This window comes from Streptomyces cavernicola (assembly GCF_029968035.1).
In the GTDB taxonomy this organism is placed as follows: domain Bacteria; phylum Actinomycetota; class Actinomycetes; order Streptomycetales; family Streptomycetaceae; genus Streptomyces; species Streptomyces cavernicola.
In genome coordinates this window covers 69,771-94,663 of record NZ_JASCIQ010000031.1, presented here as the reverse complement: position 1 = coordinate 94,663, position 24,893 = coordinate 69,771, and the positions used below count along the sequence as shown (strand labels likewise).

Genomic DNA, 24,893 nt, shown 5'->3' with positions numbered 1-24,893 from the left:
TGCGGCGGTCAGCCGCCGTACGCCCCCGAGGCCGTCAGCCGCAGGGCCGTGTCGATCAGCGGGACGTGGCTGAAGGCCTGCGGGAAGTTGCCGACCTGCCGCTGCAGCCGTGGGTCCCACTCCTCGGCGAGCAGCCCCAGGTCGTTGCGGAGCGAGAGCAGCTTCTCGAACAGCTCGCGCGCCTCGTCGACCCGGCCGATCATCGCGAGGTCGTCCGCGAGCCAGAACGAGCAGGCCAGGAACGCTCCTTCGTCGCCCTCGAGCCCGTCGACGCCCGCGTCCTCGCCCTGCGTCGGGTAGCGCAGTACGAAACCGTCCTCGGTGGACAGCTCCCGCTGGATCGCCTCGATGGTGCCCACGACCCGCTTGTCGTCCGGCGGCAGGAAGCCCATCTGCGGGATGAGCAGCAGCGAGGCGTCCAGCTCCCGGGAGCCGTACGACTGCGTGAACGTGTTGCGCTCCGGGTCGTAGCCCTTCTCGCACACGTCCCGGTGGATCTCGTCCCGAAGTTCCCGCCACCGGTCGAGCGGGCCCTCGGCGTCGCCGGACTCAAGCAGCTTGATCGTGCGGTCGACGGCGACCCAGGCCATCACCTTGGAGTGCACGAAGTGGCGGCGCGGACCGCGTACCTCCCAGATGCCCTCGTCGGGCTGGTTCCAGTGCGTCTCCAGGTACCGGATCAGCTTGAGCTGCAGCGCCTGCGCGTAGTCGCTGCGCGCCAGGCCCGTCATGTGCGCCAGGTGCAGCGCCTCGGTGACCTCGCCGTACACGTCGAGCTGCAGCTGGTGCGCGGCACCGTTGCCGACGCGCACCGGGCCGGAGTTCTCGTACCCCGGCAGCCAGTCCAACTCGGCCTCGCCCAGCTCCCGTTCGCCCGCGATGCCGTACATGATCTGCAGGTTCTCCGGGTCGCCCGCGACCGCGCGGAGCAGCCACTCGCGCCAGGCACGGGCCTCCTCGCGGTACCCGGTGCGCAGCAGCGAGGAGAGCGTGATGGCCGCGTCGCGGAGCCAGGTGAAGCGGTAGTCCCAGTTCCGGGAGCCGCCGATGTCCTCGGGCAGCGAGGTCGTGGGCGCCGCGACGATCCCGCCGGTCGGCGCGTACGTCAGCGCCTTCAGCGTGATCAGCGAGCGCACGACGGCCTCGCGGTAGGGCCCGTGGTACGTGCAGTGCTCGACCCACTCGCGCCAGAACTCGGCGGTCGCCTCGAGGGCGTGCTCCGGCTCGTGCAGCGCGGGCGGCGCCTTGTGCGAGGGCTCCCAGCTGATCGTGAACGCCATCCGCTCCCCGGCGGCGACCGTGAAGTCCGAGTAGGTGGTGAGGTGTTCGCCGTACGTCTCCGCGTCCGTGTCCAGCCATACGGAGTCGGGGCCCGCGACGGCCACCGTGCGACCGTCGACCTTGTGCACCCACGGCACGATCCGGCCGTAGCTGAACCGCATCCGCAGCGCGGAGCGCATCGGCACCCGGCCGGTGACGCCCTCGACGATGCGCACGAGCTGGGGGGCGCCGTCACGCGGCGGCATGAAGTCGATCACGCGGACCGTGCCGTGCGGGGTGTCCCACTCGGACTCCAGGATCAGGGAGTCGCCGCGGTAGGTCCTGCGGGTCGCGGCCGGCGGCGCGGTGTCCTCGCCGTGCTCGGGCCCGAGCCGCCAGAAGCCGTGCTCCTCGGTGCCGAGAAGCCCGGCGAACACGGCGTGGGAGTCGAATCTCGGCAGGCACAGCCAGTCGACCGTGCCGTCTCTGCAGACCAGCGCCGCGGTCTGCATGTCTCCGATGAGTGCGTAGTCCTCGATGCGCCCGGCCACGTACATCTCCAGTCGAACGGCCACGTCCGCCCCGCGGGGCGCTTGCACTGCGGTCAAGGGTCGTTGACGAGCTTGGGGGTTCCGGTCGGGCGGGGGTGATGCCGTACTCCGGCCCGGCTCGGCAGCGAACGTCCGAGCAGGATACGACGCACCCTAGTGATGCGCGCGCGGGTCGAGGCAATGCTGCTGCGCCGAACGGGTGACCGTCGGGTGACGCCCGCGCGCCCCGCCCTGACGTCCTGGACACGGACGGTCCCGCGGGCTGCGCGGAGCGTGGCCGGAAGCAGCCTCCCCGGGTCGCTGTTACCCTGGTAGCCCGTGGAGCGGTGGTTTCAAGAACCCCGAACCGCAGCGACGGCAACTCCCGGGAAATCAACGCTCCCGGGCCCTGGTTGCCGGTACGCACCACCACCTCGCGACCACGGGAGCCCCCTCTTGGCCATTGCGCCCAAAGCCACGACGACCAAGCACATCTTCGTCACCGGGGGTGTCGCCAGCTCCCTCGGCAAGGGCCTGACGGCCTCCAGCCTGGGGCAGCTTCTCAAGGCGCGGGGCCTCCGGGTCACGATGCAGAAGCTCGACCCGTATCTGAACGTCGACCCCGGCACGATGAACCCCTTCCAGCACGGCGAGGTGTTCGTCACCAACGACGGCGCCGAGACCGACCTGGACATCGGCCACTACGAGCGCTTCCTCGACGTCGACCTCGACGGCTCCGCCAACGTCACCACCGGCCAGGTCTACTCGCAGGTCATCGCCAAGGAGCGGCGCGGCGAGTACCTGGGCGACACCGTGCAGGTCATCCCGCACATCACCAACGAGATCAAGTCCCGCATCCGCCGCATGGCGACGGACGAGGTCGACGTGGTGATCACCGAGGTCGGCGGCACCGTCGGCGACATCGAGTCGCTGCCGTTCCTGGAGACCGTCCGCCAGGTCCGCCACGAGGTGGGCCGGGACAACGTCTTCGTCGTGCACATCTCGCTGCTTCCGTACATCGGCCCGTCCGGTGAGCTGAAGACCAAGCCGACCCAGCACTCAGTGGCCGCGCTGCGCAACATCGGCATCCAGCCGGACGCGATCGTGCTGCGCGCCGACCGCGAGGTGCCGACGTCCATCAAGCGCAAGATCTCGCTGATGTGCGACGTCGACGAGGCCGCGGTGGTCGCCGCCATCGACGCCAAGTCGATCTACGACATCCCGAAGGTGCTGCACACCGAGGGCCTGGACGCGTACGTCGTGCGCAAGCTGGACCTGCCGTTCCGCGACGTCAACTGGACCCAGTGGGACGACCTCCTCGACCGGGTGCACAACCCGAACCACGAGGTCACCGTCGCCCTGGTCGGCAAGTACATCGACCTGCCCGACGCGTACCTCTCGATCACCGAGGCCATGCGCGCCGGCGGCTTCGCCAACAAGGCCCGCGTCAAGGTCAAGTGGGTCACCTCGGACGACTGCAAGACCCCGGCCGGCGCCAAGAAGCAGCTCGCCGACGTCGACGCGATCCTCGTCCCCGGCGGCTTCGGCGACCGCGGCGTGAACGGCAAGATCGGCGCGATCCAGTACGCCCGTGAGAACAAGGTGCCGCTGCTCGGCATCTGCCTGGGCCTGCAGTGCATCGTGATCGAGGCGGCCCGCAACCTCGCCGACATCCCCGAGGCCAACTCCACCGAGTTCGACCCGGCCACGGCCCACCCGGTGATCTCCACCATGGCCGAGCAGCTCGACATCGTCGCGGGCGAGGGCGACATGGGCGGCACGATGCGCCTCGGCATGTACCCGGCGAAGCTCGGCGAGGGCTCCCTGGTGCGCGAGGCGTACGACGGCAAGGAGTACGTCGAGGAGCGCCACCGCCACCGCTACGAGGTCAACAACTCCTACCGCGCGGAGCTGGAGAAGAAGGCCGGCCTGGTCTTCTCCGGCACGTCCCCGGACAACAAGCTCGTCGAGTACGTCGAGTACCCGCGCGAGGTGCACCCCTACCTCGTCGCCACCCAGGCGCACCCGGAGCTCCGCTCCCGCCCGACCCGCCCGCACCCGCTCTTCGCCGGTCTGGTGAAGGCCGCCGTCGAGCGGCAGCAGGCCGCGAAGCAGGGCAAGGGCAAGGCCGCCAAGTAACGGCGATACGGTTGCCGGGGTACGGGTCGTTCGCGGCCTGTACCCCGGTTTCTTCATGTGGGCATGTGGGAGGACGCACGTCATGACGCTCAAGGACTCTGCCGAGGAATGGCAGATCACGGCCACCGCGACCCCGTTCGTGGGCAACAAGACCAGTGTCCGCACGGACGACGTGGTGATGCCCGGCGGCAGCGTCGCGACCCGTGACTACCAGGTCCACCCCGGCTCGGTCGCCGTTCTCGCCCTGGACGAGCAGGGCCGCGTCCTGGTCATCAACCAGTACCGCCACCCCGTACGGCAGCGGCTCTGGGAGATCCCGGCCGGACTGCTCGACATCCCCGGCGAGAACCCGCTGCACGCCGCCCAGCGCGAGCTGTACGAGGAGGCGCACGTCAAGGCCGAGGACTGGCGGGTCCTCACCGACATCTACTCCTCGCCCGGCGGCTGCGACGAGGCGATCCGGGTCTTCCTCGCCCGCGACCTGTCCGAGGCGGACGGCGAGCGCTTCGAGGTCGACGAGGAGGAGGCCGACATGCAGCTCGACCGCGTCCCCCTCGCCGAGCTCGTCCGCGGCGTCCTCGCCGGTGAGCTGCACCACAACTGCCTTGTCGTGGGCGTCCTTTCGCTGTTCGCCGCCCAGCACGGCGACGGTCTCGGCGCGCTCCGCCCGGCCGACGCCCCCTGGCCGGCCCGCCCCTTCGAGGCCTGAGCGCCCAGCCCTGCTGTTCTGCGGTGTGACCATCTCCTGATCCGATCGGGGGATGTGTCCGCCGCGCTCCACCCGATCAGGCACAGAGCGTGAACTACGCTCGGAATTCCCCGTCCCGCGACCGCGGGCGGGCTCTGTGCGCAGCTGGACGGGAGCGTGGCCCGTGACGGATCAGGCGGTGGACACCCAGGTCTCTTCGCCCCAGGCGGAGACCTCCGCACCAGGGGCGGTGCGGGACCCGGGGGCACCCGAATTCGTCGGCAGGCAACGGGAGTTGAAGGAGCTGCGCGCCGACATCGCGCGCACCGGGCTCGACACCCTCTCCGGCCGCAAACCCGCCCGCGCCCGCGTCCTGCTCATCGCCGGACGCCCCGGCTCGGGCCGCACCGCACTCGCCGAGCGCCTCGTCGCCGAGCTCGCCGGCGACTACCCGGACGGGACGCTGCGCGCCCGCCTCACCGAGCCCGACGGCCGGCAGGTCCCCACCGAGCGCACTGCCCGCGCCCTCCTCGACGCCCTGTCGGTGCAGGTCACCCCCGGGGCCACCGAGGACGAGCTGACCGAGAAGCTCCGCGAGGCCCTCGCCGTACGACGCGTGCTGATGCTGCTCGACGGGGCGGCGGACGCGGAGCAGGTCGACCCGCTGCTCCCGGACGCCCCGCAGTGCCTGGTCGTGGCGACCTCGCTCGGGCCGCTGACGGGGATCTCCGACGTCCGCCCGTGCACGCTCGGCGGCCTCGACACCAAATCCGCCCTCGATCTGCTCAACGGCTACACGGGGTCCGTCCGCATCACGGTCGACCCGCGCGCCGCCGAGCACCTCGCCGAGCAGTGCGGCCACCAGCCCTCGGCCCTGGTCCTGGCGGGCGGCTGGCTCGCGGACCGGCCCAAGGCGTCCGTCGCGGAGCTGGCCAAGATGCTGCACAACCTCCCCGAGGAAGACGGCGCGGAGCAGCGCTCGCCGGGCAGCCTGGCGCGGGTCTTCCGCTTCGTGTACGACTCGCTGCCCGGCCCGGCCGCTCGGATACTGCGACTGCTCTGTCTCGCGCCCGCCGGCCTCGCCGACCCGCACACCGCCTCCGCGCTCGCCGGCTGCTCGGTCTCCGCGGCGGCCACCACCCTGGAGGACTTCGCCCGCCTCGGACTCGTACGCCGGAGCGGGCCCGAGCTCGACCAGGGGCCGGAGTACTCCGTGCCCGGGTACCTGCAGCCCATGCTGCGGGGGCTGCTCGAGACCCAGGACCGGCCCGGCGAGGTGCAGCTCGCGCGGGCCCGGATGCTGGAGCGCACAGTGCGGCTGCTGCACTCCTGCCGGGCCGTGACCGAACCCGAGGGCTCGCCGGCGCGCGGCCGGCTCGCCGGGCTGCCGCGCGCCCTGCGCTTCGACTCCCCGCAGGCCGCCGCCGAGTGGCTGCTCCTTCGCCGGCCCGCGCTGCTCGCCTCGGCCCGCCTCGCGGTGGCGGACGGCAACCTGGACACCCTGGCCCGGCGCCTGATGGCCGCCCTCACGCGTGCGCTCGTCACGCACTGTGATGAGGAGGCGGCCGTCGATCTGTACGGCATCCACCGCCTCGTCCTCGACGTCGCCGAGCGGCGCGGTCTGCCCCGCGAGCAGGCGGCGGCGCTCCTCAACCTCGGCGATCTGGACGCGGGCACCGGGCGCACCCGCGAGGCACTGGTCCGCTACCGGGCGGCTCTGGACGCCGCGCGGGCCGCTCGGGACCCGTACGCACTCGGTCGCGCGATGGAATCCGTAGGCGGCACCTACCAGGAGCTGGGCGATCTTCAGCGGGCCGCCGACTGGTTCGGCAGGGCCCTCAGCGACCGCCTCGCGCGCGGCGAGCGCCTCGACGCGGCCCGCCTCTACGGCCGCATCGGCTCCACCCTCACCTACGCGGGCCGGTACGGCGAGGCGCTGCGCAACTGGCGCTCCGCGGCGAACGGTTACCGCAGGGCGGGTGAAGTCCCCTCGTACGCAAGGGCGTTGAGCGAGATGGCCCGGGTGCAGGAGTACGCGGGCCGGCCCGAGGAGTCGCTGCGCACCTGCCAGGAGGCCGTGGAGTGGGCCCGGCAGGCCGAGGACGTACGCCTGCAGGCGGCGCTGCAGCTGCGGCTCGCGGACACCCTCGACCGGCTCGGCGACAGCGCCTCGGCCGGGCTGCACCGGGCGGCCGCCGAGCGCATGCTGGGAGAAGAGGCCGCCGAGGCCGGTGCGACTGCGGGATCCGAAGGCGCGGCCGGCGACGGCGCTGAAGGGAGCTCCGAAGACGGAGCCGGGTGATCGCCTACGAAATCCGTAGTGGGCCTCTGGAAGATTGATGCTTTGAAAGGCTAGACAGCTCAAAATCCTTCATTAGACTGGCTCCACCGCGTTCTCCCGTGGTGTCTCCCGTTGTGCCGCTGTGCATACGGGTATGTGTGTCAATGCCTGAAACATCCCCTGAGCCAAGGACCGTGATCGACGATGAAGGTCGGCATCCCCCGCGAGGTCAAGAACAACGAGTTCCGGGTGGCCATCACCCCCGCCGGTGTGCATGAGCTGGTGCGCCACGGCCACCAGGTCTTCATCGAGCAGAACGCCGGTGTCGGCTCCTCGATCACGGACGACGAGTTCGTCTCGGCCGGAGCGCAGATCCTCCCCACCGCCGACGAGGTCTGGGCCACCGCCGACCTGCTCCTGAAGGTCAAGGAGCCGGTCGCCGAGGAGTACCACCGCCTCCGCAAGGACCAGACGCTCTTCACCTACCTGCACCTGGCCGCCTCCAAGGAGTGCACGGACGCCCTCCTGGAGTCCGGCACCACGGCCATCGCCTACGAGACGGTCGAGACCGCGAACCGCGCCCTGCCGCTGCTCGCCCCGATGTCCGAGGTCGCGGGCCGCCTGGCCCCGCAGGTCGGCGCGTACCACCTGATGGCGTTCAACGGCGGCCGCGGCGTGCTGCCCGGCGGCGTCCCCGGCACCCACGCCGGCAAGGCCGTCGTCATCGGCGGCGGCGTCTCCGGCTGGAACGCCACCCAGATCGCCGTCGGCATGGGCTTCCACGTGACCCTGCTCGACAAGGACATCAACAAGCTCCGCGAGGCCGACAAGATCTTCGGCACCAAGGTGCAGACGATCGTCTCCAACGCCTACGAGCTGGAGAAGGCCGTCATCGAGGCCGACCTCGTCATCGGTGCCGTGCTCATCCCGGGCGCCAAGGCCCCGAAGCTGGTCACCAACGAGCTCGTCGCCAAGATGAAGCCGGGAAGTGTTCTTGTCGACATCGCGATCGACCAGGGCGGCTGCTTCGAGGACTCGCGTCCGACCACGCACGCCGAGCCGACCTTCAAGGTCCACAACTCGGTCTTCTACTGCGTCGCCAACATGCCCGGCGCCGTCCCGAACACCTCGACGTACGCGCTGACCAACGCGACGCTGCCGTACATCGTGTCGCTTGCGAACAACGGCTGGACCGAGGCGCTGCGCCGCGACTCCGCCCTCGCCCTGGGTCTCAACACCCATGACGGCAAGGTCGTTTACCGTGAGGTCGCCGAGGCCCACGGCGTGGAGCACGTCGAACTGAGCACGCTCCTCGGCTAGTCGACAAAGCCCCCGTCAACGCGGGACGTCAACTTCGCGCACACGGCCGGACCTTGCTCGCCAAGGTCCGGCCGTATGTGTATCGGGTCACTTTGTGAGGCTCGGTCAACTCGCGTCGAACGTAACCCTTTAACCGTTTCGCACACCCGCGAAACACCCCCGGAGACACCCGCGCACCCTTGACACGGGGGTGTTCGGATGCCGACACATCGGGCCGGGTCCGGCGGATTGTGTTGCTGCGGAGCGGTGACACGCCATAGAGTCGCCAACCGTCGGCATGGTGCCACGCTGACCTATCTAGAAGTTTCCTGGTCACCAAGGAGGTAAGACGACTTGTGAATGAGTCGACATTTACTCCCGGGGGTGGTCAACCAGGAATGCCTGCGCAGGGATCGGGTTCCGCGGGGCACGAGGCTGTCGGCTCCATCGCCGTCCGTACCCACGCCGACCACCAGAACCAGCAGCGCGCGCACGCGACGCAGCGTCCGCAGTCGACGCTTTCAGCCCACCAGAGCATGGATGGCCATCAAGTGAACGCCATGGCCGGCGACCCAAGTGGCGAGAACCCCACACACTTCGCCGACTACGACGAGTTGCCCGAGGGGCATTTCTACGACCCCGACGCCGAGTACGAGCCGGACCCCGAGTACGCGGCCACTCTCGCCCCCGACGCTGCCCGCCAGCGCCGCGAGCGGATCGGCCCGACCGGACGCCCGCTGCCGTACTTCCCGATCCCGGGTCCGCTGACCGATCACGGTCCCGCGAAGATCATCGCGATGTGCAACCAGAAGGGCGGCGTGGGCAAGACCACGTCGACCATCAACCTGGGCGCAGCGCTCGCGGAGTACGGACGCCGGGTCCTCCTGGTCGACTTCGACCCGCAGGGCGCCCTCTCGGTCGGCCTCGGGGTGAACCCGATGGAGCTCGACCTCACCGTCTACAACCTGCTCATGGAGCGGGGCATGGCGGCGGATGAGGTGCTCCTGAAGACCGCGGTCCCCAATATGGACCTGCTGCCGAGCAACATCGACCTCTCGGCTGCGGAAGTGCAGTTGGTGAGCGAGGTCGCGCGCGAGTCCACGCTGCAGCGTGCGCTCAAGCCGCTGATGAACGACTACGACTACATCGTGATCGACTGTCAGCCCTCGCTCGGCCTGCTCACGGTGAACGCGCTCACCGCCGCGCACAAGGTGATCGTGCCGCTGGAGTGCGAGTTCTTCGCGCTGCGCGGTGTCGCGCTGCTCACCGAGACCATCGAGAAGGTGCAGGAACGTCTCAACCCCGACCTGGAGTTGGACGGCATCCTCGCGACGATGTACGACTCCCGCACGGTGCACAGCCGTGAGGTGCTCGCCCGCGTCGTCGAGGCCTTCGACAATCACGTCTACCACACGGTCATCGGGCGCACGGTCCGCTTCCCGGAGACCACGGTCGCCGGTGAGCCGATCACGACGTACGCCTCCAACTCCGTCGGTGCGGCCGCCTATCGCCAGCTCGCCAGGGAGGTGCTCGCCCGGTGTCACGCCGAGTGAGTCTGCCCGGGGCCGACGAACTGTTCCGTACCACCGGGGGGATGGCGCTGCAGGCGTCCTCGCCCAAGGCCGGCCGCCGCCAGACCAACGGCGAGGCCCGGGTGCCCGCCCCGGCGGGAGAGAGCGACGCCGCGGCCGCGGCGGGCCCGGCGTCCGACGAGGACGCCAAGGCCGACGCGGCCGCAGCGGGCGAGAGCGGCGAGAGCGCCGAACACACCACCGCCGAGGCGGAGTCGGGCGAGCACCGCAGCCGCGGCGGCGAGGGCGCGAAGGCCCAGGAGGGCGCCGGGCGCCGGCAGTCCGCGGCCGACTCCGCGGGCCAGCCCTCGCGGCGCCGCGGCCGGGCGGCGGCGCGGCGGCCCAGCGGCCGCGAGCGGCACGACGAGAAGATCACGGTGTACGTCTCCGCCGAGGAGCTGATGGACCTCGAGCACGCGCGCCTCGTGCTGCGCGGCGAGCACGGGCTCGCGGTCGACCGCGGCCGGATCGTGCGCGAGGCCGTCGCCGTCGTCCTCGCGGACCTGGAGTCCCGCGGCGAGGCGAGCATCCTCGTACGGCGCCTGCGCGGACGCTGATCCGCCGCACGCGCCGTCCCCGGGTGGGAGTGCGGGGACGATAACCTGCCCGTTCGTACGCGTACGAACGTTTCCCCGCCCCCTGGACCGCGATGCCGACCACCGACGACTCCTCCGCCACCCCCACCGGACCGGCGCGCCCTGCCCGGCGCCGCGCGCTGGGGCGGGGGCCGGGGGCGGCACCCGAGCCCGAGCTCCGCGGCACTGTTGACGTCGAGCCCGAGGCTGTGGGCGAACGTGCGGCCGAGCCCGAGCCCGAGTCGGATGCCGGGAGGGGTGCCGAGTCCGAGTCCGAGTCCGCCGAGGCTGGGCCCGAGCCCTCGGCTGCATCCGGCACCCAGACCCAGCCGGAGGCCGGCGTGTCCCCGGATGGGGTTGACGGTGAAGTCCCCGTCGACGACGGGCGGTTCAAGGTTCGGCTCGACAACTTCGAGGGGCCGTTCGACCTGTTGTTGCAGTTGATCTCCAAGCACAAGCTGGACGTCACCGAGGTCGCGCTCTCCAAGGTCACCGATGAGTTCATGGCGTACATCCGGGCCATGGGGACTGATTGGGATCTCGACCAGACCACCGAGTTTCTTGTCGTCGCCGCGACGCTGCTCGATCTGAAGGCCGCGCGGCTGCTGCCCGCCGCCGAGGTCGAGGACGAGGCGGACCTCGCGCTTCTGGAGGCGCGGGACCTGCTCTTCGCGCGGCTGCTGCAGTACCGCGCGTACAAACAGATCGCGGACATCTTCAACGCGCGGCTCGACGACGAGGCCCGCCGGTATCCGCGTACCGTCGGACTGGAGCCGGAGCACGCCGAGTTGCTGCCCGAGGTGGTCATCAGCATCGGCGCCGAGGGGTTCGCCAGGCTGGCCGTGAAGGCGATGCAGCCGAAGCCGAAGCCGCAGGTGTACGTCGACCACATCCACGCGCCGCTCGTGTCCGTGCGCGAGCAGGCCGAGGTCGTCGTGGCGCGGCTGCGGGAGGTCGGCGAGGCGAGCTTCCAGGTGCTGATCGACGACGCGGCGGACACGCTGACCGTCGTCGCCCGGTTCCTGGCGCTGCTCGAGCTGTACCGGGAGAAGGCCCTGGCGATGGACCAGGACGAGGCGCTCGGCGAGCTGACCGTGCGCTGGACCGGCGGCGAGGGGGCCGGGCCGCAGGTCACCGACGAGTTCGACCGGCCGCCCGAGGTGCCGGAAGAGAAGACAACCGAGCCAGTGGAGGACGGCGCGTGAGCAGTGAGCGGAGTGCCGAGACGCCGGCGGGGCTGCTCGAGGTCGCCGAGCTCGACCTGAAACCGGCCCTGGAGGCGGTCCTGATGGTCGTCGACGAACCGGCCACCGAGGAGCACCTGGCCAAGGTGTTGCAGCGGCGCCCGCGTGACGTCGCGCACGCGCTGCGGGAGCTGGCCGAGGAGTACACGGCGCAGCGCCGCGGCTTCGAGCTGCGCCTGGTCGCCGGGGGCTGGCGGTTCTACACGCGGCCCGAGTACGCGGCGGCCGTGGAGGGCTTCGTCCTGGACGGGCAGCAGGCGCGGCTCACGCAGGCGGCCCTGGAGACGCTGGCGGTGGTCGCGTACCGGCAGCCGGTCAGCCGCTCCCGGGTCTCCGCCGTACGCGGGGTGCACTGTGACGGGGTCATGCGGACCCTGCTGCAGCGGGGCCTCGTGGAGGAGGCGGGCGCGGAACCCGAAACAGGTGCGATCCTGTACAGGACGACGAACTATTTCCTGGAGCGGATGGGCCTGCGTGGCCTGGACGAGCTGCCGGAGCTCGCGCCCTTCCTTCCCGAGGCGGACGCGATCGAGGGCGAGACCCAGGAAGGCGTTCCGTCGTTCGATCCGGACGCACCCGATGCGCCGGGATTCGAACCCATCGAGCAGACGGCCGACCAGACGGAAATTTGATGCGAAGCAGCAGCGGCAGGAACAGCAGCGGAAACAACGGCGGGAGCCGTGGTGGCAACAGCGGCGGCCGCGGCGGAAGCGGCGGCGGTCGCGGCGGGAGCGGCGGTGGCCGCGGTAACTACCGCGGCGCCGGGAACAACCGCGACGACAGGCAGGGCGGCGCCGGCCGTCCGAAGAAGCCGCGCCCCGAGGAGCGGCGTTACGACGTGGGCCCCGGCGGCACGCAGGACGGCCCGAAGTCGGGTCGCGGCGCGTCCGCGCGCGGCGGCGCCAAGGGCGGCCCGCGGCGCGGGCAGCAGGCCGGCGGCCGTACGGCCCCCTCGCGCTCCCGCGAGTACGAGACGCGGGCCGAGGAGCGCAACCGCGACCGGTACGCGGGCAAGAAGGACGTGAAGCTGCCGAAGACCTTCCCCGGCGCCGAGCAGGAGGGCGAGCGGCTGCAGAAGGTGCTCGCCCGTGCCGGTTACGGCTCTCGGCGTGCCTGCGAGGAGCTGGTCGACCAGGCCCGTGTCGAGGTCAACGGCGAGATCGTCCTGGAGCAGGGCCTGCGGGTCGACCCGGAGAAGGACGAGATCAAGGTCGACGGCCTGACCGTGGCCACGCAGTCGTACCAGTTCTTCGCGCTGAACAAGCCGGCCGGCGTCGTCTCCACGATGGAGGACAACGAAGGACGGCAGTGCCTCGGGGACTACACGAACAACCGTGAGACGCGGCTGTTCCACGTGGGGCGGCTCGACACCGAGACCGAGGGCGTCATCCTGCTCACCAACCACGGCGAGCTGGCGCACCGCCTGACCCACCCCAAGTACGGCGTGAAGAAGGTCTACCTGGCGCACATCGTCGGGCCGATCCCGCGCGACCTGGGCAAGCAGCTCAAGGACGGCATCCAGCTGGAGGACGGGTACGCGCGCGCGGACCACTTCCGCGTCGTCGAGCAGACCGGCAAGAACTACCTGGTCGAGGTGACCCTGCACGAGGGCCGCAAGCACATCGTGCGACGCATGCTGGCCGAGGCCGGGTTCCCGGTCGACAAGCTGGTGCGGGTCTCCTTCGGGCCGATCACGCTCGGCGACCAGAAGTCGGGCTGGCTGCGGCGGCTCTCCAACACGGAGGTCGGGATGCTGATGCGCGAGGTCGACCTCTAGGCCGACCTCTGGGCCGATCTCTTGGTCGACCTCTGGGCCGAATCCCCTTGTGCGGGACCACCCCCTCTCTTTATAGTCGTCACGACCATTAAAGAGAGGGGGTGGTCCCGCATGCAGGGCTATGACAAGTACGCCTACGAGCCGTTCGCCGTCACCGTCGACCTGGCCGTCTTCACCATCCGCGAAGGCCGCCTGCACGTGCTCCTCGTCGAGCGCGGCGAGCAGCCGTACGCCGGACGCAGGGCGCTGCCCGGCGGGTTCGTGCAGCCCGACGAGGCCGCCGAGACCGCCGCGCGCCGCGAGCTCGCCGAGGAGACCGGCCTCGCGGACGTCGCCGGGCTGCACCTGGAGCAGCTGCGCACCTACAGCGAACCGGACCGCGACCCGCGCATGCGCGTCGTCTCCGTCGCCTTCACGGCCCTCGTGCCCGACGCGCCCGAGGCGCAGGCGGGCAGCGACGCGGCCAAGGCCGACTGGCTGCCGTACGGCGAGCACCGGCCCGCGTACGCGCCGCTCGCCTTCGACCACGACCGGATCCTGGCCGACGCCCACGAACGCGTCGGCGCCAAGCTGGAGTACACGGGGCTCGCCACCGCCTTCTGCCCGCCCGAGTTCACGCTCGGCGAGCTGCGGCAGGTCTACCAGGCCGTGTGGGGCGCCGAGTTGGACCCCGCGAACTTCCGGCGCAAGGTCCTGGCCACGCCCGGACTCGTCGAGGCCGTGCCCGGGGCGGCACGCCTCACCGGCGGGCGCGGCAAGCCCGCCGCCGTGTACCGCGCGGGCGGCGCCTCCGCCCTGCACCCGCCGCTGCTGCGACCGGAAGGACGTTCCTGATGACGACCACTCCGACCACTCCGACCAAGGGGGCCGCCACGGGGTCCCTCCTCGGCCTCGCGCTCGGGGACGCGCTCGGCTTCCCGACCGAGTTCAACGACGTACCGCAGATCCTCGCCAAGTTCGGGCCCTGGCGGCAGCTGGAGCTGCCCCGGCAGGCGTACATCACCGACGACACTCAGATGACGCTCGCCCTCGCACGCGCCCTTCGCGACGCCGACGGTCAACTGCTCGGCGGGCCCGAGGAGTTCGCGCGGCGCGTACGGCAGGAGTACGTCGCCTGGAACGTGTCGCCCGACAACAACCGCGCCCCCGGCGCCACCTGCATCCGCGCCTGCGAACTCCTCGCCGACGAGGCCCGGGACTGGCGGGACGCCAGCCAGGTGCACTCCAAGGGCTGCGGCGCCAACATGCGCGTCGCCCCGCTCGGCCTGCTGCCCGGCCTCGCCGACGACGTACGGGCGGGTGCCTCGCAGCTGCAGTCCGCGCTCACCCACGGCCACCCCACCGCGCTCGCCGCCAGCGACCTCACCTCGTACGCGGTACGGCTGCTCGCCGACGGCGTCGACCCCGTCGGCCTGGTCGGCAGGCTGCGCTCGTACGCCCTGGAGAACCGCACCACGTACCGCGAGGAGTGGCTCGGCGACCTGTGGACCCGCTCGCAGGACCCGAGCGCCGAGCACTTCACGGCGCGCGGCTGGGACGAGTGCCTCGCCGTGCTCGAACGGCTCGCCGCGGCCGTCGCGGACGCCAACCCGGAGCTGGACCCGTGCCTGGCCACCGGGCAGGGCTGGATCGCCGAAGAGGCCCTCGCCACCGGCCTGTTGTGCTTCCTGCTCTTCCCCGACGAACCGGTCACCGCGCTGCGCAGGGCCGCCTGCACCGCCGGCGACTCCGACTCCATCGCCTGCCTCGCCGGGGCCTTCGCCGGCGCCCACCTCGGCGCGGACGTCTGGCCCGCGGACTGGGTGGACCGGGTCGAGCACCGGGACGAGCTGCTGGCGTTGGGGGAACGGTGGGACGGGTGAGCGGGGCGGCGGGGTTGTTGCGGGACGCCGGGCTCCCGGACCTCGACCTCGGGCCGGTCGTCGCCGAGCAGCCGGATCCGCTGCTGTTCGCGACGGTCTCGGGGGCGCATCTGTACGGGTTCCCCTCGCGGGACTCGGACGTCGACCTGCGGGGCGTGCACCTGCTGCCCGTCCCCGCGCTGGTCGGGCTGCGCGAGCCGGAGGAGACGCGGTCGCGGATGTGGGAGCGGGACGCGGTCGAGATGGACCTCGTCACCCATGACCTGCGCAAGTTCGTACGCCTGATGCTGCGGCGCAACGGCTACGTCCTGGAGCAGCTGCTCTCGCCGCTCGTCGTGCACACCTCGGACGCGCACGCGGAGCTGGTGGCTCTGGCGCCGGGTGTGCTGACCTCCCATCACGCCCACCATTACCGGGGGTTCGCGGGTACGCAGCGGCGGCTGTTCGACAAGACCGGCGAACTCAAGCCGCTGCTCTACGCGTTCCGCGTGCTGCTCACGGGGATTCACCTGATGCGTACGGGGGAGGTGCAGGCGCATCTGCCCACGTTGCTCGAACTTGTGCCTGCGTCTGCGTCTGTGCCTGGGTATCTGCCGGAGCTGATCGCGGCCAAGGCGGAGGCCGAGCATGGCGGGGCGGAGGTGGACCACGCGCGCGTGGGGGCGGATTTGGATGCGTTGCTGGGGGAGTTGGAGTCGGCGCAGGCGGGGTCGGGGCTGCCGGATGCGCCGTCCGTCCATGACGCGTTGGATGACTTTGTGGTGCGGGTGCGGGTGGGCTAGGGGGCTTTTTCCTTCCCCTCCCCGCCCCTTCCCGAAAGTCCTGCGGACAGCTCCAGGGCTCCGCCCCGGGCCCCGGGCCCGGCTGTCGGTCGGCTCTCCCGTCGTCGTGGCTGGTCGCGCAGTTCCCCGCGCCCCTTAAAGATGCGCAGTTCCCCGCGCCCCTGGGGCGGCCTCTCCGGCGATTGCGGAGGCCCGTCCGGCGAGGACTTTCGGGAAGGGGTGGGGTGGGGAGATCAAGGGGATGTCAGTGCTGAGGCGCGCCTGGTGCGGTAGAGGAAATCCGCCACACGCGCGGTGTCCGGTTCCGCGGGGAGGGGGGAGTGCAGTGCCGCCTCGTCCGCCTCCTCGCCGAGGCGGTTCATCCGCGCCTCCACCTCCGCCCAACCCACCTCTCCCCGCTTCACCGCGAGCAGCTCCTCGCGCGCGTAGCCGACGTCGATGACCAGCTCACCCGTACGCAGCAGGTCGCGGCAGGACATGAGCAGCCGGAGCAGATGCATGGCGTGCTTCCAGCGCGGGGCGCCGTGGACCCGTACGTCCGCGTCGAGCTTCTTGCGCTGGCCGAGCGCGTACCGGCCGAAGGTCTCGTAGGCCTTCAGGGACAGGAACGCCCCGCGCAGCGCGAGGAGTTCACGGCCCGTCGCGTCGCAGTGCTCGACCAGCGGCGAGTGCAGGCACTCCAGGATGTTCGGGTTGGCCCGCAGCGCCAGCTCGCAGAACCGCTCCAACTCCCAGGAGAACTGCTCGTCGAGCGGCCCCTCCACATGCGTGGGCGGCTTCTGGAAGTGCCAGTACGACGACGTGGGCGCGAGGTAGACGCCGCGCCGGTCGGTGTCACTGCCGTCCGTCGCGAGGCCGAAGGCGCGGGAGCCCATCACGCAGGCGTAGACGGTGTGTTCGTGTACCCAGTTCTCAGGGCTCGGCACGTCGTGGAGGCGCATGCGAGGGGAGCGTACGCGAGGGACTAGTCGCGTGGCGTGGCGCCTCTGCGACCGCGGCCGGCTCGACTCCTGGGTCGGCACCGGCGCCAACCAGCCGCTCAGCCCCGAGCAGGTCGAGCAGGCGGTGCCCGACGAGACGCTCGACAAGGTCGCCGTCCGGCACCGCACACGCGCGGTGCCCGTCTCGGCTGACGGGCACCGCGCGTGTGCGGCACAACGGCTGACTACCCTTGGCGCGTACAGGTTCCGAGAGGTTCCGACGGTTCAGCAGGCAAGGAGCAGCAGCGTGGCGGTACGAGCGGTCCGGGGCGCCGTCCAACTTGAGCGGGACGACGCGCAGCACATGGACGAGCAGGTCGGTGCGCTGCTCACCGAGGTCCTGGAGCGCAACGGCCTGACACAGGACGAGCTGATCAGCATCTGGTTCACGGCCACCCCCGACCTGCACAGCGACTTCCCGGCGGCCGCCGCCCGCAACCTCGGCATCACCGACGTACCCCTCATCTGCGCCCAGGAGCTCGACATCGCGGGCGCCATGCCCCGCGTCGTACGCCTCCTCGCGCACATCGAGTCCGACCGGCCCAGGTCCGAGGTGGCGCACGTCTACCTCGGGGCCGCGGCCGCCCTGCGCAAGGACATCGCCCAGTGAGAACAGCCGCCGTCATCGGAACCGGCCTGATCGGCACCTCCGTCGCCCTCGCCCTGTCGAGCCGGGGCGTGACCGTGCACCTCGTCGACCACGACCCCGAGCAGGCCCGCACCGCCGCGGCCCTCGGCGCCGGCACCGACGCCCCGCCCGAGGGACCCGTCGACCTGGCGGTGGTGGCCGTGCCGCCCGCGCACGTCGCCGGCACCCTCGCCGAGCTGATGGGCCGCGGCGCCGCGCGCGGGTACATCGACGTGGCCAGCGTCAAGGGCGGGCCGCGCCGCGAGCTGGAGGAGCTCGGCCTCGACCTGACGGCGTACATCGGCACGCACCCCATGTCCGGCCGGGAACGCTCCGGTCCGCTCGCCGCCACCGCCGACCTCTTCGAGGGCAGGCCCTGGGTCCTCACCCCGACCAGGGACTCCGACATCGAGGTGCTCAACCTCGCCCTCGAACTGATCTCGCTCTGCCGCGCCGTCCCCGTCGTGATGGACGCCGACGCCCACGACCGCGCCGTCGCCCTCGTCTCGCACATGCCGCACCTCGTCTCCAGCATGGTCGCGGCCCGCCTGGAGCACGCCGAGGAGACCGCGGTACGGCTCTGCGGCCAGGGCATCAGGGACGTCACGCGGATCGCCGCGTCCGACCCGCGCATGTGGATCGACATCCTCTCGGCCAACCCGGGCCCCGTCGCCGACCTGCTCGCCGAGGTCTCCGCCGACCTGGACGAGACCGTACGCGCGCTGCGGGCCCTGCAGTCCGCCGACGAGGAGAAGCGGGGAGACGGCGCGCAGGGCGTCGAGCGGGTCCTGCGCCGGGGCAACGCCGGACAGGTCCGGGTGCCGGGCAAGCACGGCTCGGCTCCCGTCTCGTACGAGATCGTCACCGTGCTCATCGACGACCAGCCGGGCCAGCTCGCGCGGATCTTCGCGGACGCGGGCGCGATCGGGGTCAACATCGAGGACGTCCGCATTGAGCACGCCACCGGGCGGCAGGCGGGCCTGATCCAGCTGACCGTCGAGCCCAGCGCGGCCCCGGTGCTCACCGCCGCGCTGCGTGAGCGCGGCTGGTCGATCCGGCAGTAGGAGCAGCTTCCGGCGGGGGTCGCAGCGGCCCCCGCCACCTGCTGTTTCCCTGGTTATCCACAGCCCCGTGATGAGCCGTGCCCCGAGCCAGTAACCTTGTCCGGGGCGTTTCTCACGCCCTCCCCCTGCCCTGTGCCCTGAGAAAGGTGTCCGTCCCCCGTGGAAACCGCCGCAAACGCCGCCCCGGCAGCAGTGATCGTCGCCATCGACGGCCCCTCCGGCACGGGCAAGTCGAGCACCTCCAAGGCCGTCGCCGCGCAGCTCGGCCTCAGCTACCTGGACACCGGCGCCCAGTACCGCGCCATCACCTGGTGGATGGTGAACAACGGCATCGACATCGCCGACCCCGCCGCCATCGCCGCCGCCGCGGAGAAGCCGGACATCGTCTCGGGCACCGACCCGTCGGGCCCGACCATCACGGTCGACGGCACGGACGTCGCGGCCCCGATCCGCACCCAGGAGGTCACCTCCAAGGTCAGCGCCGTCAGCGCCGTCCCCGAGGTGCGGACGCGGATCACCGAGCTGCAGCGCTCCATCGCCCGCGGCGCCGAGCTCGGCATCGTGGTCGAGGGCCGTGACATCGGTACGACGGTGCTGCCCGACGCCGACCTGAAGATCTTCCTCACCGCGTCCCCGGAGGCCCGCGCGGCCCGCCGCAGCGGCGAGCTCAAGGGCGCCGACGTCAACGCGACCAGGGAAGCCCTGATCAAGCGGGACGCCGCCGACTCCGGCCGGAAGACCTCCCCGCTCGCCAAGGCGGACGACGCGGTCGAGGTCGACACCACCGAGCTCACCCTGCAGCAGGTCATCGAGTGCGTCGTGACCCTGGTCGAGGAGAAGCGGGCCGCCGCGTGACCGCATCCGTCCCGCCCTCCGAGAAGGGCGCGGAGGTCGGCCGGCGCATCGGCGTCGGCCTGATGTACGGCTTCTGGAAGCCGCGCGTCCTCGGCGCCTGGCGGGTGCCCGCGAGCGGCCCGGTCATCCTGGCCGTCAACCACGCGCACAACCTCGACGGCCCGATGCTGATGGGGACGGCGCCCCGGCCGGTGCACTTCCTCATCAAGAAGGAGGCGTTCGTCGGCCCGCTCGACCCGTTCCTGCGCGGCATCGGGCAGCTGAAGGTGGACCGTTCGACCACCGACCGCACGGCGATCACCGGCGCTCTCGACGTCCTGTCGCAGGGCGGCGTGCTCGGCATCTTCCCCGAAGGCACCCGCGGCGAGGGCGACTTCGCGTCGCTGCGCGCGGGCCTCGCGTACTTCGCGGTGCGCAGCGGGGCGCCGATCGTGCCGGTCGCGGTGCTGGGAAGCGGAGAGCGCCAGGGACGGTTGATACGGGGGATGCCCCCGCTGCGCAGCCGCGTGGACGTCGTCTTCGGCGACGCCTTCGAGGCCGGAGACGGCAGCGGGCGGCGTACGCGCAAGGCGCTCGACGAGGCCACCGTGCGCATCCAGGAGCGGCTCACCGCCCACCTGGAGAACGCCAGGCGCCTGACCGGGCGCTGAGCGAGACTTTGAGTAGTGGACCGCGGACCGCGGTCCATCGATGACTGATGACAGAGGTACGGACTTCATGAACGAGCAGATCCACTCCGGCGGGTCGGACGAGCACGACCACGGAGCGCTTGGCGACGCCGAGTACGCGGAGTTCATGGAGCTCGCCGCGGAAGAGGGCTTCGACGTAGAGGACGTCGAGGGCGCCATCGAGGAGGCGGGCCACGGCCCGCTGCCCGTGCTCGCCGTCGTCGGCCGCCCCAACGTCGGAAAGTCGACGCTGGTCAACCGCATCATCGGCCGCCGCGAGGCCGTCGTCGAGGACAAGCCGGGCGTCACCCGCGACCGCGTCACCTACGAGGCCGAGTGGGCAGGGCGTCGCTTCAAGGTCGTCGACACCGGCGGCTGGGAGCAGGACGTCCTCGGCATCGACGCCTCCGTCGCCGCCCAGGCCGAGTACGCCATCGAGACCGCCGACGCCGTGGTCTTCGTGGTCGACTCCACGGTCGGCGTCACCGACACCGACGAGGCCGTCGTACGCCTGCTGCGCAAGGCCAAGAAGCCGGTGGTGCTCTGCGCCAACAAGGTGGACGGCCCGAGCGGCGAGGCCGACGCGACCGCGCTGTGGGGCCTCGGCATCGGCGAGCCGCACCCGGTCTCCTCGCTGCACGGCCGCGGCACCGGCGACATGCTGGACGCCGTCCTCGACGCGCTGCCCGAGGCGCCGATGCAGACCTTCGGCGGGGCGGGTGTCGGCGGCCCGCGCCGCATCGCCCTGATCGGCCGCCCGAACGTCGGCAAGTCCTCGCTCCTCAACAAGGTCGCGAAGGAGGAGCGCGTCGTCGTCAACGAGCTGGCGGGCACCACCCGCGACCCGGTCGACGAGCTCATCGAACTCGGCGGCGTCACCTGGAAGTTCGTGGACACCGCGGGCATCCGCAAGCGCGTCCACCTGCAGCAGGGCGCCGACTACTACGCCTCGCTGCGCACCGCCGCCGCGGTCGAGAAGGCCGAGGTCGCGGTCATCCTGATCGACGCCAGCGAGTCCATCTCCATCCAGGACCAGCGCATCGTCACGATGGCCGTCGAGGCGGGCCGCGCGGTCGTCGTCGCGTACAACAAGTGGGACACCCTCGACGAGGAGCGCCGCTACTACCTGGAGCGGGAGATCGAGACCGAGCTCGGTCAGATCGCGTGGGCCCCGCGGGTCAACGTCTCGGCGCGCACCGGCCGGCACATGGAGAAGCTGGTCCCCGCGATCGAGACGGCCCTGGACGGCTGGGAGACGCGCGTGCCGACCGGCCGCCTGAACGCCTTCCTCGGCGAGCTGGTCTCCGCGCACCCGCACCCGATCCGCGGCGGCAAGCAGCCCCGCATCCTCTTCGGCACCCAGGCGGGCACCAAGCCGCCCCGCTTCGTGCTCTTCGCCTCCGGCTTCATCGAGCACGGCTACCGGAGGTACGTGGAGCGCCGCCTGCGCGAGGAGTTCGGCTTCGAGGGCACGCCGATCCACATCTCGGTCCGCGTCCGCGAGAAGCGCGGCCGCAAGAAGTAACCCCCAGCGGGTCGGCATACGCGACATACGAATGCGCCGTACGGCACCGGAGATCCGGTTCCGTACGGCGCACTCGTATGTGGTGAGGGACTCTTCTGCCGTACGCGGTACGGGAGTTCAGCTGTCGCGGCGCCGGGCCGGCGGGAGCGCGGGCTGCGGCCGGTCGCGGTTGCCGGTTGGCCGCTGCGGGGGCTCGGCGAACCAGAAGCCGGGCGGGGTGTGACCGGTGTGCGACGAGCTGTCACCGGGGTAGCGGGAGCCGGCGGCGAAGCCCCGGAACCTCAGATCCTCCTCGCCGCTCCGGTCTCCCGGCAGGGCCCGGAAGAACCGGCGCCACTCCGAGTAGAGCGCGTCGTAGATCGGCGTGGCCGAGCGGTCCGCGGCGGTGTCACGGGCCGGACGCATCGGGGGGATCTGGTGGTGGGAGGGATCGTATGGCGGCACGTATCTGCCAACGACCCGGGGCCCGTTGGGATGCGGTGAACGGGCAGCCGATCACCGATGACCCCTCGGGCCCCTTGCGGACGTGCGGCGGATCAGGTGCCCGCGAGCGGCATCGAGGCGGCCACCAGCCGGCCGTTGGCCGCGGCCTTGTCGAGGGCGTCGCGCAGCAGGTCCTCGCGCGGCTGCCGGCCGATCGTGCCGACCGGTGCCGCGAAGACGAGGACCTTGCCGAGCTTGGACGCGGCGGTCCGCCAGCCGTCGGTGACCTGCAGCGGCTGGTGGGCCTGCCACCAGGCCACCGGCGAGCCGCCGTTGCCCGGCTGCAGCACGGCGTGCAGCTGGCCGACGGCGAGCAGCACGGACCAGCCGGGCAGCGCCGCCGGGACCTCGTGGACCTGGCCGAGGGGCTGGAAGCCCTGCTCGCTCAGGAGCGCGAGGAACTCGTCGCTGCCGCCGGTCGTGCCGGGGCGCGCGATGGGGCCGGTGGGCTCCACCACGAGCGCCGGGTACAGCTCTTCCTCGAGCAGTACGAGCCCGCTGGTGACGCCGAGGACGGCGGGCTGCGGCTGGGCTCCCGGGGCGGGAGCGGCGGCGGTGGCGGGCGCGGCGGGAGCGGCCTGGGCGGCGGCAGCGGGAACCCCGGAGTGCGCCGCGGGCGGAGCGCCGGCCGCGCCGCTGTCGCCGGTGATGGACCGCACGGCGCCTTGCAGCTGCTCCTCCGCGACCTTGACGACCTGGGAGGGCAGGCAGGTGGCGTGGGCGAAGGCCAGGACCGCGGTCTCGTCGCCGATGAACAGCACGGTGCTGGTGCGTTCCTGCGCCGAGTCGCCGGGGGTGCGGCAGGAGGTGCAGTCGTAGCTGCCCGGGGAGTTGTCGCCGGCGAGCAGCCGGTCGGCCTCTTCGTCGCCGATCTCGGCGCGTACGTCGTCGCTGACGTCGAGCATGCGCGGCACGGGTGCTCCTAGGAGTTCGGTACGTCGTTCGATGCGTGGACGGCCGGACGGAGCCCGGCTCATGAAGAGTTCAACGGTGACTCTGCGGGCAAGTCACGCTGGACGTCGTACGGAATCACGCCATCCGGAGCGGAATGCGGGAGACCTCCCGAAAACGCCGACTTCCGGGCAACCCCGGCCAGTCATACGGAAGTTGATCATCCGGATTTGGGGGAGGGTGCGGGGTCGGACAGGGGCGTGCGGCCGCGCCGTGCACGCCTCCGTACGACCTCTCCGTGCCGGTTCCGTACGACCGCTCCGTACCAGCTCCGCACCGTCTGCGAACGACCTCTCCGTACCGCCTCCGCGCTGTTTCTCGCTGCCCCACCCGGACGCCGCCCGACCGGGTGGGGTCCGGGGCGGCGGGGCGCGGCGGCGCGGTGGCTCGGACGGCGGTTGCTTAGCTGACGCGATGTCCAACACTCGTGTCTGGTTCGTTGCCCTCGCCGCAGCTCTCCTCTCGTGTGCGCCGCTCACCAGCGCCTTCGCCGCCGAGCCCTCGCCCCCCGCGGGCGGCCCGGCGCAGGAAGGCGTCGCCGGAGCGCACGGCGCGAGTCCCGCCGCCGGGCCCGCCGTGAAGAAGCAGCGCAAGTGCGGTCCGGGGAAGTCCCCTTGGACCTGCCTGGCCGACTGCGAGAGCAGCGGCCGCTGGAACGCCAACACCGGCAACGGCTTCTACGGCGGCCTGCAGTTCTACCAGCCGACCTGGAAGGAGCACGGCGGCCTGAAATACGCGCCGCGCGCCGATCTCGCGACCCCCGAGGAACAGGTGAAGGTGGCCGAGAAGGTGCTCGTCAGCCAGGGGCCCGAGGCGTGGCCGGAGTGCTCGAAGGGCATCCGCTTCGACCGCCGCGTCCACAAGGTCGCCCCCGGCGAGAACCTCAGCGCGATCGCCCGCCGCTATGACGTCAAGGGCGGCTGGCAGGCGCTGTACAAGGCCAACCGCAAGGTGGTGGGGCCGCGTCCGGACCTCATCTCGGTCGGCATGCTGCTCGTCGTGCCCGACCTCGGTCCCAAGGGGCGGATGATCTGAGGACTTCTACTCGGAGTCTTGTCCGACCTCCGCCGCCTCCCCGCTGAACGTCACCGCCCCGCGCCGCAGTTCGTGTACGAGAACGGGGCGCGGGGCGGCGCGCAGCGCGGGTGGGAGCTGCTGTTCGGCGAGGAGGAGCGTCTTCGGCAGGGCGGCGAGGAGCGCGTACGTACGGGCCGCGACGGTCGGGGACATGCCTTGGGTCGGCTCGTCGAGGAGCAGGGTGTGGGCGGGGGAGAGCAGGGCGCGGGAGAGGGCGAGCATGCGTTGCTCCCCGCCGGAGAGGGTGCCCGCGGTGCGGGGGAGCAGGGGGCGGAGTTCCGGGTACGCGTCTAGGGCCGGGGTGAAGTCGCCCTGGCGGGCTGCTAGTTGGAGGTTCTCGGCGACCGTCAGCAAGCCGAACACCGCTTCACGGTCGGGTACGAGGGTCAGGCCGAGGGCCGTGCGTGCGTGGGCCGTGAGTCGCGTGATGTCTCTGCCTCGCCACAGGACCCTGCCCTGCGACAGGGGTGCCGTGCCGGCGAGGGCGCGCAGGGTCGTCGTTCGGCCTGAGCCGTTGCGGCCGAGGAGGAGGGTGAGGGTGGCTCGGGGGACGGGGAGGGTCACTCCGTGCAGGGCTTCCAGGGGGCCGTATCGGACGTGTGCGTCGCGTAGTTCGAGTTCTGTGGTCATGGGTGGCCCTTTCTTCTCCCCTCC

Annotated in this window: 23 protein-coding genes; 18 read left to right on the top strand and 5 right to left on the bottom strand. The window is 71.6% G+C overall.

Translation table 11 applies throughout. The features are described from left to right. Positions 1–8: 8 nt before the first annotated feature. Complete coding sequence (locus QIS96_RS26425) at positions 9–1,811, bottom strand: glycoside hydrolase family 15 protein (RefSeq protein WP_282545269.1); 1,803 nt, start codon at positions 1,809–1,811, stop codon at positions 9–11. Positions 1,812–2,252: 441 nt separating this feature from the next. Between QIS96_RS26425 and QIS96_RS26420 the strand changes: the two genes are divergently transcribed. The 12 genes from QIS96_RS26420 to QIS96_RS26365 all read left to right on the top strand — a co-directional run bounded on the left by QIS96_RS26420 (position 2,253) and on the right by QIS96_RS26365 (position 16,008). Beyond that, complete coding sequence (locus QIS96_RS26420; RefSeq protein ID WP_408907259.1) at positions 2,253–3,929, top strand: CTP synthase; 1,677 nt, start codon at positions 2,253–2,255, stop codon at positions 3,927–3,929. Between the two features lie 82 nt (positions 3,930–4,011). Next, entirely contained in the window at positions 4,012–4,638 is a 627-nt protein-coding gene (locus tag QIS96_RS26415) for an NUDIX domain-containing protein (RefSeq protein WP_282545246.1), read from the top strand. A gap of 163 nt (positions 4,639–4,801) precedes the next feature. Next, positions 4,802–6,919, top strand: a complete 2,118-nt coding sequence (locus QIS96_RS26410) for a tetratricopeptide repeat protein (protein WP_408907258.1) — start codon at positions 4,802–4,804, stop codon at positions 6,917–6,919. A gap of 183 nt (positions 6,920–7,102) precedes the next feature. Beyond that, positions 7,103–8,218 carry an alanine dehydrogenase gene (gene ald / locus QIS96_RS26405; protein ID WP_282545245.1) on the top strand — a complete coding sequence of 372 codons (1,116 nt, stop codon included), beginning with the start codon at positions 7,103–7,105 and terminating at the stop codon, positions 8,216–8,218. Positions 8,219–8,595: 377 nt separating this feature from the next. Continuing rightward, positions 8,596–9,750 (top strand): ParA family protein, encoded by a 1,155-nt coding sequence (locus QIS96_RS26400; protein WP_282545244.1) that lies wholly within the window; start codon positions 8,596–8,598, stop codon positions 9,748–9,750. Next, a complete protein-coding gene (locus QIS96_RS26395; protein WP_282545243.1) occupies positions 9,735–10,325 on the top strand; it encodes a hypothetical protein in 591 nt (196 codons plus the stop codon). Before QIS96_RS26400 ends, QIS96_RS26395 begins: the two co-directional genes overlap by 16 nt. Positions 10,326–10,417: 92 nt before the next feature. Next, entirely contained in the window at positions 10,418–11,548 is a 1,131-nt protein-coding gene (locus QIS96_RS26390) for a segregation and condensation protein A (protein WP_282545242.1), read from the top strand. Beyond that, the gene (scpB, locus tag QIS96_RS26385; RefSeq protein WP_282545241.1) at positions 11,545–12,219 is read left to right on the top strand and encodes an SMC-Scp complex subunit ScpB; all 675 of its coding nucleotides are present in this window, start codon (positions 11,545–11,547) and stop codon (positions 12,217–12,219) included. The genes QIS96_RS26390 and scpB overlap by 4 nt, the downstream gene beginning before the upstream one ends. After that, positions 12,219–13,364, top strand: coding sequence for a pseudouridine synthase (locus tag QIS96_RS26380; protein ID WP_282545240.1), 1,146 nt, complete (start codon positions 12,219–12,221; stop codon positions 13,362–13,364). Before scpB ends, QIS96_RS26380 begins: the two co-directional genes overlap by 1 nt. A 111-nt stretch (positions 13,365–13,475) precedes the next feature. Beyond that, positions 13,476–14,198, top strand: coding sequence for an NUDIX hydrolase (locus QIS96_RS26375; protein ID WP_282545239.1), 723 nt, complete (start codon positions 13,476–13,478; stop codon positions 14,196–14,198). After that, positions 14,198–15,226, top strand: coding sequence for an ADP-ribosylglycohydrolase family protein (locus QIS96_RS26370; protein ID WP_282545238.1), 1,029 nt, complete (start codon positions 14,198–14,200; stop codon positions 15,224–15,226). Before QIS96_RS26375 ends, QIS96_RS26370 begins: the two co-directional genes overlap by 1 nt. Beyond that, positions 15,223–16,008, top strand: coding sequence for a nucleotidyltransferase domain-containing protein (locus QIS96_RS26365; protein ID WP_282545237.1), 786 nt, complete (start codon positions 15,223–15,225; stop codon positions 16,006–16,008). Before QIS96_RS26370 ends, QIS96_RS26365 begins: the two co-directional genes overlap by 4 nt. A 233-nt stretch (positions 16,009–16,241) precedes the next feature. On the opposite strand, the gene QIS96_RS26360 is transcribed toward QIS96_RS26365, so the two are convergent. Then, on the bottom strand, positions 16,242–16,949 hold the full coding sequence (locus QIS96_RS26360; protein ID WP_282545236.1) for a nucleotidyltransferase domain-containing protein: 708 nt from the start codon (positions 16,947–16,949) through the stop codon (positions 16,242–16,244). A gap of 286 nt (positions 16,950–17,235) precedes the next feature. On the opposite strand from QIS96_RS26360, the gene aroH reads away from it, so the two are divergent. The 5 genes from aroH (at position 17,236) to der (ending at position 21,728) form a co-directional block, all read left to right on the top strand. Beyond that, on the top strand, positions 17,236–17,598 hold the full coding sequence (aroH, locus tag QIS96_RS26355; RefSeq protein ID WP_282545267.1) for a chorismate mutase: 363 nt from the start codon (positions 17,236–17,238) through the stop codon (positions 17,596–17,598). Then, a complete protein-coding gene (locus QIS96_RS26350; RefSeq protein WP_282545235.1) occupies positions 17,595–18,680 on the top strand; it encodes a prephenate dehydrogenase in 1,086 nt (361 codons plus the stop codon). Before aroH ends, QIS96_RS26350 begins: the two co-directional genes overlap by 4 nt. A 159-nt stretch (positions 18,681–18,839) precedes the next feature. Beyond that, on the top strand, positions 18,840–19,535 hold the full coding sequence (gene cmk / locus QIS96_RS26345) for a (d)CMP kinase (protein WP_282545234.1): 696 nt from the start codon (positions 18,840–18,842) through the stop codon (positions 19,533–19,535). Then, entirely contained in the window at positions 19,493–20,185 is a 693-nt protein-coding gene (locus QIS96_RS26340) for a lysophospholipid acyltransferase family protein (protein WP_282545233.1), read from the top strand. Before cmk ends, QIS96_RS26340 begins: the two co-directional genes overlap by 43 nt. 67 nt (positions 20,186–20,252) lie before the next feature. Continuing rightward, entirely contained in the window at positions 20,253–21,728 is a 1,476-nt protein-coding gene (gene der / locus QIS96_RS26335) for a ribosome biogenesis GTPase Der (protein ID WP_282545266.1), read from the top strand. A 117-nt stretch (positions 21,729–21,845) separates the two neighbouring features. On the opposite strand, the gene QIS96_RS26330 is transcribed toward der, so the two are convergent. Together QIS96_RS26330 and QIS96_RS26325 are read right to left on the bottom strand one after the other, a co-directional pair. Further along, a complete protein-coding gene (locus QIS96_RS26330; RefSeq protein WP_282545232.1) occupies positions 21,846–22,133 on the bottom strand; it encodes a hypothetical protein in 288 nt (95 codons plus the stop codon). A gap of 131 nt (positions 22,134–22,264) precedes the next feature. Continuing rightward, entirely contained in the window at positions 22,265–23,125 is an 861-nt protein-coding gene (locus QIS96_RS26325) for a hypothetical protein (protein ID WP_282545231.1), read from the bottom strand. Positions 23,126–23,576: 451 nt separating this feature from the next. Here QIS96_RS26325 and QIS96_RS26320 point away from each other — a divergent pair, with 451 nt between their 5' ends. After that, positions 23,577–24,197, top strand: coding sequence for a LysM peptidoglycan-binding domain-containing protein (locus QIS96_RS26320; RefSeq protein WP_282545230.1), 621 nt, complete (start codon positions 23,577–23,579; stop codon positions 24,195–24,197). A 6-nt stretch (positions 24,198–24,203) separates the two neighbouring features. Here QIS96_RS26320 and QIS96_RS26315 read toward each other — a convergent pair whose 3' ends face one another. Continuing rightward, entirely contained in the window at positions 24,204–24,869 is a 666-nt protein-coding gene (locus QIS96_RS26315) for an ATP-binding cassette domain-containing protein (RefSeq protein WP_282545229.1), read from the bottom strand. Positions 24,870–24,893 lie beyond the last annotated feature (24 nt).

What these genes read in the sequence shown, in the direction of transcription:
- QIS96_RS26400 (WP_282545244.1), top strand. Translation starts at nt 8,596, where the DNA reads ATGCCTGCGCAGGGATCGGGTTCCGCGGGGCACGAGGCTGTCGGCTCC.
- QIS96_RS26375 (WP_282545239.1), top strand. Translation starts at nt 13,476, where the DNA reads ATGCAGGGCTATGACAAGTACGCCTACGAGCCGTTCGCCGTCACCGTC.
- QIS96_RS26390 (WP_282545242.1), top strand. Translation starts at nt 10,418, where the DNA reads ATGCCGACCACCGACGACTCCTCCGCCACCCCCACCGGACCGGCGCGC.
- QIS96_RS26320 (WP_282545230.1), top strand. Translation starts at nt 23,577, where the DNA reads ATGTCCAACACTCGTGTCTGGTTCGTTGCCCTCGCCGCAGCTCTCCTC.
- QIS96_RS26360 (WP_282545236.1), bottom strand. Translation starts at nt 16,949, where the DNA reads ATGCGCCTCCACGACGTGCCGAGCCCTGAGAACTGGGTACACGAACAC.
- QIS96_RS26315 (WP_282545229.1), bottom strand. Translation starts at nt 24,869, where the DNA reads ATGACCACAGAACTCGAACTACGCGACGCACACGTCCGATACGGCCCC.
- QIS96_RS26415 (WP_282545246.1), top strand. Translation starts at nt 4,012, where the DNA reads ATGACGCTCAAGGACTCTGCCGAGGAATGGCAGATCACGGCCACCGCG.
- QIS96_RS26330 (WP_282545232.1), bottom strand. Translation starts at nt 22,133, where the DNA reads ATGCGTCCGGCCCGTGACACCGCCGCGGACCGCTCGGCCACGCCGATC.
- ald (WP_282545245.1), top strand. Translation starts at nt 7,103, where the DNA reads ATGAAGGTCGGCATCCCCCGCGAGGTCAAGAACAACGAGTTCCGGGTG.
- der (WP_282545266.1), top strand. Translation starts at nt 20,253, where the DNA reads ATGAACGAGCAGATCCACTCCGGCGGGTCGGACGAGCACGACCACGGA.
- QIS96_RS26370 (WP_282545238.1), top strand. Translation starts at nt 14,198, where the DNA reads ATGACGACCACTCCGACCACTCCGACCAAGGGGGCCGCCACGGGGTCC.
- QIS96_RS26380 (WP_282545240.1), top strand. Translation starts at nt 12,219, where the DNA reads ATGCGAAGCAGCAGCGGCAGGAACAGCAGCGGAAACAACGGCGGGAGC.